This window comes from Cohnella hashimotonis (assembly GCF_030014955.1).
In the GTDB taxonomy this organism is placed as follows: domain Bacteria; phylum Bacillota; class Bacilli; order Paenibacillales; family Paenibacillaceae; genus Cohnella; species Cohnella hashimotonis.
The window spans coordinates 4,553,155-4,566,161 of sequence record NZ_JAGRPV010000001.1; the positions used below are offsets into that span (position 1 = coordinate 4,553,155).

Genomic DNA, 13,007 nt, shown 5'->3' on the forward strand with positions numbered 1-13,007 from the left:
AAACGGAAATGGCTTTAGGGCCATTGCACCTAAAGGAGTTTTGGACGCATGAGCATTCTCGAAAAAATCGAACAAACGCACGCAACGCAAGCGCACGAATATGTCGACGGTTTGTTCGAGACCGTCAAGAAGCGCAATCCGAACGAGCCCGAGTTCCATCAGGCCGTCAAAGAGGTCTTCCTTTCCCTGATTCCGGTGCTCTCCCAGAACCCGGCCTACATCGCCAACGCCGTTCTTGACCGGCTGGTCGAGCCGGACCGCATCCTGTCTTTCCGGGTACCGTGGGTCGACGATGCAGGCAAGGTTCAAGTCAACCGCGGCTTCCGCGTCCAATTCAGCAACGCCATCGGCCCGTACAAAGGCGGCCTCCGCTTCCACCCTTCCGTCAACGCCAGCATCATCAAGTTCCTCGGCTTCGAGCAAATCCTGAAAAACGCGCTGACCGGTCAGGCGATCGGCGGCGGCAAGGGCGGCTCCGACTTCGATCCCAAAGGCAAATCCGACCTTGAGATCATGCGCTTCTGTCAAAGCTTCATGACCGAGCTCAGCAAGCATATCGGCCCGGACAAGGACGTACCGGCTGGCGATATCGGCGTCGGCGCGCGCGAGATCGGCTACATGTTCGGCCAGTACAAGAAGCTGGTCGGCGCCTACGAAGCCGGCGTGCTTACCGGCAAGGGCATCGGCTACGGGGGCAGCCTCGGCCGCAAGGAAGCGACCGGCTACGGCGCGGTCTACTTCGTAGAGGAAATGCTGCAAGACGCGGGGTCCGGCTTCAAGGGAAGCAAGGTCGTCGTCTCCGGCTCCGGCAACGTATCGATCTACGCGATGGAGAAGGCCATCCAGCTTGGCGCCACGGTCGTGGCCTGCAGCGATTCCGGCGGCTACATCTATCATGCGGAAGGCATCAACCTCGATACGATCAAGCGGCTCAAGGAAGTTGAAAACAAGCGCTGCAAAGACTACGTCCTCGTGCATCCGGATGCCGTCTACGTCGAAGGCTGCGCCGGCATCTGGTCGATTCCTTGCGACATCGCGCTGCCGTGCGCCACGCAAAACGAAATCGATCAAGCTTCCGCCAAGCTGCTGGTGCAAGGCGGCGTCAAAGCCGTCGGCGAAGGCGCCAACATGCCTTCCACTCTGGAAGCGATCGACGTCTTCCTCGACAACAACGTGCTCTTCGCGCCGGCCAAGGCCGCAAATGCGGGCGGCGTAGCCGTATCCGCGCTGGAAATGGCTCAGAACAGCGCCAGACTGTCCTGGACGATGGATGAAGTCGATACCAGGCTGCAGACGATCATGCACAACATATATCGCGAATGCATCAAAGCCGCCGAACAATACGGCGTTCCCGGCAACCTCGTCATCGGCGCCAACATCGCCGGCTTCGTCAGAGTGGCCGACGCCATGCTTGCGCAAGGGGTATAAGCTCGCACGGCATTGATCCAGCACTCCTCCGGTTAATCCGGCGGAGTGTTTTTTTTTCAAACGAAAAACCGGAATTGAAAAATGCACTTGAAATACCAATTTATCCGAGTATAATTGTCGGTATAAAAACAAACTGAAAAACGTCAGGAGATTTCGGTCATGAGTCACAACTTCCAAGCGCAGCGCGAAAAGCGGATCGACGATTATCTGGATCTGTATAATTATGCGGTCTCCATTAAGGACGAACAATGGCAGCAGGCGATACTGGCCGAGCTGAGCGCTCCGGCACGAGACGAACGGACCGAGCATCGCAGGCAGCAGCGCGACGAGCTCATCGCGTATTTTAACGATGTCAATCAGACGCTTATATTCCTCTATCGCAAGCTGCAGCGCGAGAGCGAACAAGCAAGCCGCGAGCAATTGTGGGAGCAGATCTGGACGTTAAAGCGGATCAGAGTGGAGATCGGGAAAAAAATGAGGGCGTTCAAAGAGGCGTTGAGTTCGTAAGTAGACAAAACAAAAGCAGGCCTGCAGCCGTCTGCTCGGCCCGCTATAAGAATCGTTCGGGACGGCCATTGTCGGATGGCCGGTTCGGCGCGACGCGCAACATTCGGATGGGAATGGTATGATAATCGAAAAAGCCCGCGGCGCACGTACGCCCGGGCTTCTTTATTTACGCCAAAAAGTCTCGCAATCCGCTTTATCCGCCATATTAAATACGATCATTTTCTCAAGTAACGCGTAATCCACCGGGCTGTCCCAACGGATCTTCACAAGCTCCTTGGTATGTTCGTAGCCGGCTTGGACGATATCGTCCGCAAATCGCAGCATGCCCGCCTTCTCCGGCGCAACGGCCATATGCGGCTTGGCGACGCTGAACCCGACGATAAACGTGCCGTGATCGGTGAACATCGGCTGGTTCCAGGCGATCTTGGGCGTCAACGCCGGAAACTTATCCATGATCCATTCGAAAACCGCTTCGAGTCTCTCCCGGTGGGACGGGTTGTCGATGCGATCCAGGTATTCCGCGAAAACTTCCATTGGACTCCCTCCGTTCCCATCCATTATATCGGATCGTCGAACGGGGCCGCAAACGAATAGCTCCTCCCTGCTTCCACGGGCAGCTCGACAAGCTCAGACCCCATACCCCGAATCCGGCAGATGCCGGTCCGGTCCGCGCGGATGACGGCCCGGACGAGACGGCCTTGCGACCATTCCATATCCACCGTATAGCCTCCCCTGCCCCGCAGACCGCTTACGCTGCCGTCGCCCCAGGCCGCCGGCCATGCGGGCAGCAGATGGAGCACGCCGCGGTGGCTTTGCAGCAGCATCTCGGCGATGCCCGCCGTGCCGCCGAAGTTCCCGTCGATCTGAAAAGGCGGATGGTTGTCGAGCAGGTTCGGCAGCGTGGAGTGGCCCAGAAGCGCGAGCACATGGTCGCGGGCTTGGTCCGCATCCTGCAGACGGGCCCAGAAGTTGACGATCCACGCTCTGCTCCAGCCGGTATGACCGCCGCCGTGGGCGAGGCGGCGCTCCAGCGTGACGCGCGCGGCAGCCGCCAGCTCCGGCGTCTCCTCGGGCGTGAATTGCTCGCCGGGGTATAGCCCGAACAAATGCGATATATGCCTGTGTCCGGGCTCGTCCTCCTCGTAGTCCTCCATCCACTCCTGAATCTGACCGTACTTGCCGATTTTCGTCCCCGGAATTCGGACCAGGGCATCGGTCAGCTCCTTGCAGAACGGTTCGTCGATGCCGAGGAGCCGCGCGCTCTCGAGACAGGCTTCGAACAAGGCGCGAATCATTTGAAAGTCCATGGAAGCGCCCGCGCATAAGACGCCGGATTGTCCGCCGGGAAGTCTGTACGTATTCTCCGGCGAGATGGACGGACAGGTAATTAGCCATCCGTCTTTCCCTTCGATCAGATAGTCCAGCAAAAATCGGGCGGCTTCCTTCATCGTCGGATAAGCCTCCGCCAAAAACGTCTCGTCTTTGCCGAAGGCATAATGCTCCCAGAGATGGAGGCAGAGCCATGCCGCGCCGAGCGGCCAGAACGTCGAGGGCGGCCAACCGTCCTGCGGCGCCGTATCCGCCCAGATGTCCGTATTGTGATGCGCGGCAAACCCGCGGCACCCGTACATCGTCTCCGCCGTCCGTCGTCCGGGTTCGCGCATCCGCTCGATCAACTCGAACAGCGGCAAATGACACTCGGCCAGATTGCAATTCTCCGCGGGCCAGTAGTTCATCTGGGCATTGATGTTAATCGTGTACTTGCTGTCCCACGGCGGCAGAAAATGAGGATTCCAGATGCCCTGCAAATTGGCAGGCAAAGACCCCGGACGGCTGGAGGAAATGAGGAGGTAACGTCCGTAATGGAAGTATAGGGACACGAGTCCCGGATCGTCTTCGCCCCGTTCGACGCGAGCCAGTCTCTCGTTCGTCGGCAGCCCTGCCTTCTCTCGGCCGGCGTCCGGGATTTCCAGATGCACGCGATTGAACAGGGAGCCGTAGTCGGAGATGTGGCGTTCGAGCAGTTGTTCGTAGGAACGGCGCGCCGCTTCGTCGATGGCCGCCTTGCAGGCGCGCTCCGGGTCCGGCGAGCGGAACGTCGTTGCGGCCGCAATGTACAAAATCGCTTCGTCAGCTTGCTCGACCACCAGATATTCGCCGACAATGCGGCTGCTGCCCCCGATAACGACCGCCTTCGCCGCCGCGCGAAAGGCCACGCCGCCTTCTCCGCCGGCATGGCCCGCCATGACCAGCCCGTCCGTTCCCCAAGGACGGATGCCGTCCAGGTATCTCCGGTGCTCACGGTCCCAGCGCACCCGGAAGCTCAGTGTCGACGGCTTGTCGGCCGTAAGCCGGACAGCGATAACTTGATCCGGGTAGCTCGCGAAAGCTTCGCGGACGTATCGGACCCCATCTTGCACGTAACTGACGCGAACAACACCGTTGCTTAGATTCAGCTCCCGTTCGTATGACTCCACCTGGCTGCCGTTCGCGACGCCCAGAAGCTCCAGGTCCCCCAGCGGCAAATAATGCCGCTGCGATTCGGGAACGCCCGTGAGCGCCATTAACGCCAAATCCTCCGCTTCCCGCAGCTTGCCCGCCAGAATCAGCTCTCGGATCCGCGGCAAATTCGGCAGCGCGTCGGGATTGTTGCGATCCCGCGGACCGCCGTACCACAGCGAATCTTCGTTTAATTGAAGCCGCTCGCCGCTTGCGCCTCCGAACATCATGGCGCCGAGCCGTCCGTTGCCGATCGGCAGCGCCTCGTTCCATTCCTTGGCGGGCTGTCTATACCAGAGCCTCTTGTCAGCCGTATCTGCGGTCATGATGATCCCCCTATCTTTACGTTCTCGAGGCTTCCCGATATTCCTGCGGCGTCACGCCGGTCGCCTTTTTAAAGAAGCGGGTGAACGACTGGGAGGCCTCGTACCCGACCCGGACCCCGACTTCCAGTACTTTCAGGTCGTCGTTCTTCAGCAGCGCCTTGGCCCGCTCGACGCGCGCGGCTTCGATATATTCCGAAAGGTTCATGCCGCAAGACTGCTTGAATAGACGCGACAGGTACGACGGATTGAAATGGATGTATCCGGCGAGGCGAACCAGAGACAGATCCTCGTCCAGATGCTCCTCGATATAAGCGCGGACCTTCAGGATCGCTTCGGCGGCCCGGTTGCTTTCTCCGGAGCTTCGGAGCTCGAAAAGCTCGCCCGACATTGCGCGAAGAAACGCGAACGCGTCCTTCCAGCAAGCAAATTCGTCAGGCCGCATCAAGGCGGGAAAGCCGGTTACCTGATTCTCGAGCTCCAACCGGTTGATATAAGACAATAGGACAAGCGAGATCGTATAGTACAGCTCCAGCAAATAGGGAGACCCGTTGTCCTGCTCCGACGCCGTCAGTTCGTCGAAGAGCTGAAGGAATTCTTCGCGCCTGCCGGCATCCAAATGGGCGGATAAAGCATCCGATTTGTCCCGCGGCGAGCGTTCCCTCGCGCAGCATGAGACATCGAGACTAAGCATCCGAACCATTTGCCCACCGTCTCCGGTTCTGGTCTGCCCTTGGCGCCGCATCTTGTCATAGGTGGCGGACAGCTTCCCCCACTTGGAGGGCCGATCTCCCAGCGTTACGGCGACGGAGAGCTCGAGACTGCTCATGCACGCTTGCTGGATGAGTTCGAATTGACCGACCAGATAAGACAGGAAGGACATGCGATCCTCTTCCTCTTCGCTCGCGTCCGCTCGGTCGGCCGACGGCTGAATGAGCCAGACCACGTCGCCGAAGCGATCGATCATGCCGAGGCTCAGCACCTGTCCGTTCAGCAGACGCTCGGCCAGCAGCGTGACGGCCATGGCCGATTCATGCCGGCTCGCGTAGGACGAAACGGCGGACGAGGCGCGCGAAAGATCTCCCTGCGCCACGTAGACCGGCCTTTCGGCATCAAGCGGGATGCTCAGCTTGCGGAAGTCGGCCGCCAGATTCGCTGCCGGATTCGCGCCATGCAAGAGATGCCGGAAATATTCGCCGCGGGCCAGCACCTCGAGCGTATTCAGCTTCTCCTGCGCTCGCTGGATGAGGTCGTTCACGCGCAGGCTGTCGTTCAGTTCAGCTACGGCTTGATCGACTGCCTGAATAACCTTTGGATACCCTTCGCTCTTGAGGAGGTATTGCACGCCTGGCGTCTGAATCGCCCTGTATACGGCATCGAAGTCGCTGTAGCCGGTGAGGAAGATCACCCGGCAATGCGGCCAATGCCGCTTGATGACGGACAGGAGCTGCATCCCGTCGATGCCCGGCATTCGAATATCGGACAGCACGATGTCCACTCGTGTCCGATGCAGCCAATCGAGCGCCTCCCTGCCGGAATAGGCCTTGCATAGATCGAGATCGAGATTGCATCGGGACAGCGTCTCGTACAAGCCGTCGGTAATCATTTCTTCGTCATCCACAATCAGCAACCGGTACATCGGCTCGTCCCTCCCACGGAAAGTATAGCGTCGCTTGAAGTCCGCCAAGCTCGCTTCGGGCGACGCGGACGCCGCCCCGCTCGCCGAACGTGATCGCAAGACGCCGGTGAATATTGACCATCCCCGTCGTTTCGGCCGTATCGTCCCGGTTCGCCAGCATTTTCGTCAATTCAAGCAGCTTCTCTTCGGACAATTCGCTGCCGTTGTCTTCGACGACGATCCGGAACTCCCCGTCCTCGCCGGCGAAGCGAACGACGATCCATCCGTTCTCCTCCTTGCGCTCCAGGCTGTGCTCGAACGCATTTTCGATGATCGGCTGCACGATGAGGCGCGGCACCTTCGCATCCGCGAGCTCCGCGGGCAGCTCCTCGAACCGCGCCCGGATCCGTCTGGAGAAGCGAAGGAGCTGAATATCCGTATACGTGCGCGCATGATGAATCTCCTGAGAAAGAGAGATTTCGTCGGAGGCGCTGCGAGTCACGAAACGAAAGTATTCGCCGAGCTGGATCGTAAATTGCTCTACCCGCTCCATATCTCCCGTTCGTGCCATCGTGCTCAAGATAAACAGGCTGTTGAACAGAAAATGAGGATTGATCTGCGATTGAAGCTGCTTGAGCTCCGAGCGCTGCGCCATCAGCTTCTGCCGGTAAGCCTGGTCGATCAAGGACCGGAGGTTGGCCACCATCTGATTGAATCGGCTGTACAGATAGCCGAATTCGTCCTTCGACGTGTGCAAGATGACCTGCTCCAAGTCGCCGTTCTCGACGCGGCGGAAGCTTTTCACAAGCCGCAGAAGCGGCTTGTGAATGAATTTGTACGTCGACATCGCATAGATGGCGACGATCACGAGCGCCGCCGCGGCAAATAGCCAGGCCCATCTGTAAAACTTGTCGAGCGGCTTGCGGATGACCTCGGATGGGATGAAACGGTATATGGCCGTATCCAGCTTGTCCGAGCCCGCGTAGATGGTGTAATACGACTGCCCGCCGAACGCTTTGGCTTCGCCGTATTCGCTGCCGTCTGTCCGCTGCCTGACGTACGACGAAGCTTCATCCAGAAACGACGCCACGGAACCGCTTGCCAGTCGGATGCCGCCGTTCGCCGTTACCAGTAGCGTGCCGCTGCCAGGATACGTGTTGAACTGGACTAACGCCTCCGTCAGCTTCTGCTGGTCCAGCTCGATCTCGACGACGAACAGCGGTTGTCCGTTCTGACTGCCGCTCGGCTTGGCCGCGCTAAGATAAAGCCCGTTTTTCCACTCGTTGATCCGGGTATTCCGGCTGCCGTATACGGCGAGAACGGCGTCGTACAGCGTCTTGTCCAACGGGCTAACGCCATCCACGGAAGAGACGATCCGTCCGATCGGTTGGATATAGACGCTGACCTCTTTGATATACTTGCTGCTGTTTTGGATCAAGTACAGCCGATTGCGCAGCGAATTGATCTTGTCTGTCTTCTCGATGACGCCCATCCGGTTCCACAGCAGCGTCAGCTTATTCAAGTCCTCGTCCTCCAGCAGGCCGAACTGCAGCAGCTTGATCCGCTCGATCTCGTTCTCCAGATCCGTCAGATAGAAGGCGGTCTGTGAAGCCGCCGTCTTGGAAATATCCTCTCTTGCGGTGTGAATCGACCACTGGTACAAATAAACGCCAAGAATGAGCAAGGGCGTCAATATAAGCAGAAACGTAAAGATCAAGCGAAGAAACAGGGTGTTGCGAATCGAGAACATCGGCGTTTTGAACATGGCGGCTTTCAACCCCTACTCTGTCTGATCGATTCGAGCTTTTCCCTTTACGCTTGCGTAATAGTCGTTGACTTCCCTCGTAATCTGCTCGCCGCCAAGCTTGTTCCAATCCTGGACGAATTTGTCGAACTCCCCGATCGGCGCGCCGAGGATAATCCGGACGAACACCTCGTTTTGCATTTTATCCAGCGTCGTCTGGCGTTCCACCATCGTGGCGGTCGGCGCGCCTTCGAATTTATCGAATAAAAATTGCTCGTTTTTGTCGTATTGATCGACGACGCTCTCCGCGCCTTCGGGGCCGTAGATGCGTTCCCATCCCCATAGCGCGAAGCCTTCCTTGGAGCCGCTCGCGTAAGCGTCCAGCTTCTGCTGAACGGCCTTCGCTTCGCCCGTCAGCTTCGGCTTGTCCCCGGTGCGCCGCACTTCGTCCAGCGTTCGGAACAGCTCCAGGTTTTTTTTCGTCGGCGCCGGCTGAACCAAGGAAAGCTGCCATACGCTCTCCGCATCCGGCGGCGCATAATAATAAGCGTTTTCCTGTGTCTTGCCCCAGTTTTTCTCGACATGCATATTGAATAACTTAATGACCGCCTCGGGATGCGCGGCGCCCTTGCGGACCGCGAAAAACTTCGTCGTGCTGAATTTGAGCGGCACCTTCGCCGGACCGCCCGATTCGGACACGATCGGGAAAGCGCGCCACTGCGCATTCGGATCTGCATTTTTATTCAATTGAAGCGGCCAGATGGAATTCCATTGCTGTCCGTAAGCCATCCCGATTTTTCCGCTCGCGATAGCCTCAGACACCTTGGTGCCTTCCTTGACGCCGAACTCTTCGTCCAGCTCGCCGCCTCGGTACATGCCCTGCAGGGCGAGAAGCGCCCGCTTCATTTCCGGTTGAACGCTGCCGTAGACCAGCTTGCCGGCCGCGCCCTCCATCCATATGTTCGGAAAAGCGCCGTAGCCGGCCGCAAAGCCCTCCAGCCCCATCGACCCGCCCCACAGATCCTTCGTGACGGCGAGACCGTAAGTGTCTTTTTGGCCGTCTCCGTCCGGATCGCGCGCTGCGAACGCTTTCGAAATGGCCAGGATGTCGTTCATCGTTTTTGGAGGCTGCAGGCCCAGCCGGTCCAGCCAGTCCGTCCGGATCCAGACGAATTGCGCTTGCTCGATCGACGATCCGGTCTGCGGAATGGCCATCAGCCTGCCGCCGAACGTCGCGGCGTCGAACGGGCCGGCGCCTTCCTCCGAGAGGATATTTTTCAGTTCCGGCGAAGCGTAGCGCTCGTACAGATCCGTCATGTCCTCAATCTCGTCCGTATCGGCGAGCTGCTTGAGCTGGGTGGCGTTCACCGGAATGATGTCGGGAAGGTCGCCCGAGGCCAGCATGACGTTCATCTTCTGCAGGTACGGGTCCGACGTGTCGTTGCCTTTGACGACCCAGTTGTACTTGATCTTGATGCCGAGCCGGTCGGCGTAAAGCCGGCTCCAACGGTTATCCTCGAAATTTTCGTCCTTCAGCACCCCGAGCACGTTGTTCTCGACGATGTCGCTCAGATTGCGCACGGTCGTGATCTCGATCGGCGGGTCGTAGCTGCCGAGCGGGCCGGAGGTCGCTTCCGTCCCGGTCCCGCCGGATGAGCGGGTGGCGGCGGAGCTTGCGCCCGCGTTGCCGCCGCCGATGCCTTCGCTGCCGCTGTCGCAGGCCGCCAGCGCCGCCAGGAGCATCATGGCCGAACCTAAAGCCGACATGGAACGCGCTTTGCTTTTGTTCATAGCCATCCCCTCTTCTTCGGCTCAGCATTAGCAATGTTTACGCTCTCATTATAGGCGGGCCGAAGGGGCCCGGACAATGTACATCTTTGCCAGCATCAAACGAGCGCAAAGGAAGCCAAGCTGGCGCCCCCCGTTCCGGTATAGGTCAAGTAAATGGCTTGAATACCGTCCGGTATGGCGACATCCGCCGCATATTCGCGCCACACGTTTGTAAAGTCGACCGGGATTCTGGCGAGCGCGGGTCCGTCCCACGACGTCTTGACTTCAAAGGCGCCCCGGCAATAACCGCGCACCTTGATGCGGACGGACCGGATGCCCTCGCAGCGGAAATACTTGAAACCCGCCGTTGCGCCGTCTCTCATGTTGGCGATATAGCCAACCTCCTCGTCGCCGTCCTTGCCGTCCTGGGTAATCTTCGGGAAGCGGCTGTCCATCCATTCCCCCGGAGCTCCCGTGTACAAAGCTTCGTCCCGGCAAAACAGATTGCATGCCAGGTAAGCCGGATATTCGCCCCGCCCCTCGAGCGGTCCGCCGTTCGGACCGCAGGAGGTCATCTCGGCCTGAACGATCGTCCCGTCCTCCCGGAATTCGATCGGCTCGATACAGCCCTGCCGGCTGAAGTTCGTTCCGTTCGTATGCCGATGATAAAAGACATGCCATTTGCCGCCGATCCGGGCGATGCCGCCGTGATTGTTGCCGCCGTAATACATAGGCATGTTCGCCGGCTTGTTCGCATCGATATGAAGATCGTTGTTGCTGACGACGACGCCTTGATAGACGAAGTCCCCGGTCGGGGACCGGCTTGTCGCGTAGCACAGCTCATGCATGACGACCGAGGAGTAGATCAGATAGTACGTTTCCCCTTTTTTCCGTATGGAGGGCGCCTCGAAAAAGGCGTGGCCTTCAAAGCTGCTGCCGACGCTGTAAGGCTCGCTTGGCGCTACGAATTCAGGTTCCCGGACGATGGTGAGCATATCCGAGCCGAGCACCGTCGCCATGGCGCCGTGACGGGAACGATCGCCCGGCGCGCTGAAGCCCGTGTACAGGTAGGTCTTATCCCCTTCCGTCAACACGGCCGGATCGAATTGCGGCTCGTCGCCTCCTCTCTCGCCCAGACGCGTGCCGTCGGCGTACCGGACATAGCCGTAAAACGAATACTTGCCTGCCGGCGTATCGCCTACCGCGACCGATACGACGGGCACTTTGTCGAGCACATAATAGAGATAATACCGCCCATCCGGGCCGACCGTGACATCCGGCGCATATAAGCACATGCTGCCGTCCGGATTCAGCGGATCGTCCGTCTTGCAATAGATCACGCCTTCGTACCGCCAATCGCCCAGATCACTCTCTGGCGCGGACCAGCAGACATAATCGTTCAAGCAATAGGCGTGGCCGTTGAATCTGTCGTGGGACCCGTAAACGTATACTCTACCATTAAAGACATAGGGTTCGCCGTCGGGCGTATACTCCCACGATGGCAGATAGGGGTTCAAGCCTTGTTTTTTCATCTGTTGCCTCTCCTATTCGCTATCGAGTCTCTGCTGCACGACCGGATTTCGCTTGAAGTATCGTTCAACGAGAAATTGCATCAACTCGCCGGGCGCTTCTCCGGCAAATTCGGCTCGATCCGTAAAACGCATGCCGTACGGCGCCTCCGGCGTATAGACCTCCCACCGCGGCAGCTCGGCGCCCGTCGAATCCTGCCCGTTCGGATCTCCGGCGCGAATGAAGTTCGCCCAGTAATCGCACATCTGCCGCGCCAGGTCGTAATGCTTGCCGACGAACGGTCGCCAGCATTTGGCGAGCGTCTCGAAGAAAAACCACAGATCGACCGAATGGAACGTGCCGGGGTTATCCCAACCCGGAATGTCGGCGTCGAAATTGTAATAATACAGCGGCAGGTTGACGCCGGTATCGGCATTGGCCCGTCCCGCGATCCGGATCGCGTATTCGATGCCGCTCGCCGATGCTCGCTTCAGTACCTCGTCCAAGCCGCCTGTATTCGCCCCGCATAGCGCGAGAAAAGTCTCGGCTCCGTCGCCGAACAGCTCGGCCGCCATCTTTTTGAATTCGTCCAGCGTACCGGCCTCCGGCACGCTTATAAATTCCGAGGAGGTATGGCCGAACAGCACCGGCACCGGCCAGCGCTCATTCCGAAGGAACAACCCGAACGCATCCCCCAAATTGAACTTGCCGTCGGTCACGGTGCCCCAGAAGCGTCCGGATTCCAAATATTTGTCGCGGACGAACGCCGCATCGAGCCTGCGCGCTTCCGCCAGCGAGGACACGCCGAGCGCTTCGAAAAAACGAATGCCGTCCGCCTCGGCCTCCGCGAACTCGCGAAGGAACCTGGGCGCGCCGCTGCCGGGATAAAGCGTCGTGAATACCCCGCTCTGCACGATCGCCCGCTGAAACAGGCCCTCGTTCTGCGGCGACGCGAGCTGGTTCATGACGCTGCCGCCGCCCGCCGACTGACCGCCGATCGTCAGGTTGTCCGGATCGCCACCGAACGCCGCGATATTGCGTTTGACCCACCTCGTCGCCGCCTGCTGGTCCAGATGGCCGAAGTTCGCCGGCGCCTCCGGCGCTTCCGCCGTAATATCGGGATGGCAGAGAAATCCGAACGCATTGAGCCGATAGGCGATCGTCACGACCACGATGCCTCTTCGCGCGATTCGTTCGCCGTCGAACTCCATCTCGGCCGTATGGCCGACCTGCAAGCCGCCGCCGAAGTACCAGACGAACACCGGCAGCTTCTCGCCTTGGCGCTTGGCCGGGGTCCATACGTTCAGATACAGGCAATCCTCGTCCATGGCAATATCCGGCTCGACGGCCCATTCCCGGGTATAAATGTTGTTGTCGTCGATCTCCTGCCGAACCTGCATCGGGACCGGCGCGAACGCATACGCGTCGCGCACGCCTTCCCAATCCGCGGCCGGCTGCGGAGCGCGCCAACGGTTGTCCCCGACGGGAGGAGCGGCGAACGGAATGCCTTTAAAGCTTGTGATCCGGGGGTCGGCTGCCGGCAATCCGCGCAGCGTTCCGTTTTCTGCCTTCACGACTCTTAACATCGCTGCGTCTCCTTTCCTTTTCC

Annotated in this window: 9 protein-coding genes; 2 read left to right on the forward strand and 7 right to left on the reverse strand. The window is 59.3% G+C overall.

Annotated features, from left to right (window positions below):
• Positions 1–48 precede the first annotated feature (48 nt).
• Both gdhA and KB449_RS18545 read left to right on the forward strand, forming a co-directional pair.
• On the forward strand, positions 49–1,428 hold the full coding sequence (gene gdhA, locus KB449_RS18540) for an NADP-specific glutamate dehydrogenase (protein ID WP_282909789.1): 1,380 nt from the start codon (positions 49–51) through the stop codon (positions 1,426–1,428).
• Positions 1,429–1,587: 159 nt separating this feature from the next.
• Positions 1,588–1,935 carry a hypothetical protein gene (locus KB449_RS18545; RefSeq protein WP_282909790.1) on the forward strand — a complete coding sequence of 116 codons (348 nt, stop codon included), beginning with the start codon at positions 1,588–1,590 and terminating at the stop codon, positions 1,933–1,935.
• Between the two features lie 162 nt (positions 1,936–2,097).
• On the opposite strand, the gene KB449_RS18550 is transcribed toward KB449_RS18545, so the two are convergent.
• The 7 genes from KB449_RS18550 to KB449_RS18580 form a co-directional block, all read right to left on the reverse strand.
• Entirely contained in the window at positions 2,098–2,469 is a 372-nt protein-coding gene (locus KB449_RS18550; RefSeq protein ID WP_282909791.1) for an iron chaperone, read from the reverse strand.
• A gap of 23 nt (positions 2,470–2,492) precedes the next feature.
• On the reverse strand, positions 2,493–4,760 hold the full coding sequence (locus tag KB449_RS18555; protein WP_282909792.1) for a glycosyl hydrolase family 95 catalytic domain-containing protein: 2,268 nt from the start codon (positions 4,758–4,760) through the stop codon (positions 2,493–2,495).
• A 16-nt stretch (positions 4,761–4,776) separates the two neighbouring features.
• The gene (locus tag KB449_RS18560) at positions 4,777–6,396 is read right to left on the reverse strand and encodes a helix-turn-helix domain-containing protein (RefSeq protein WP_282909793.1); all 1,620 of its coding nucleotides are present in this window, start codon (positions 6,394–6,396) and stop codon (positions 4,777–4,779) included.
• Positions 6,371–8,140 carry a sensor histidine kinase gene (locus KB449_RS18565; protein WP_282909794.1) on the reverse strand — a complete coding sequence of 590 codons (1,770 nt, stop codon included), beginning with the start codon at positions 8,138–8,140 and terminating at the stop codon, positions 6,371–6,373. The genes KB449_RS18560 and KB449_RS18565 overlap by 26 nt, the downstream gene beginning before the upstream one ends.
• A gap of 15 nt (positions 8,141–8,155) precedes the next feature.
• Positions 8,156–9,910 carry an extracellular solute-binding protein gene (locus KB449_RS18570; RefSeq protein ID WP_282909795.1) on the reverse strand — a complete coding sequence of 585 codons (1,755 nt, stop codon included), beginning with the start codon at positions 9,908–9,910 and terminating at the stop codon, positions 8,156–8,158.
• 95 nt (positions 9,911–10,005) lie between these two features.
• Entirely contained in the window at positions 10,006–11,421 is a 1,416-nt protein-coding gene (locus tag KB449_RS18575; RefSeq protein ID WP_282909796.1) for a family 43 glycosylhydrolase, read from the reverse strand.
• Between the two features lie 12 nt (positions 11,422–11,433).
• A complete protein-coding gene (locus KB449_RS18580) occupies positions 11,434–12,984 on the reverse strand; it encodes a carboxylesterase/lipase family protein (protein WP_282909797.1) in 1,551 nt (516 codons plus the stop codon).
• Positions 12,985–13,007 lie beyond the last annotated feature (23 nt).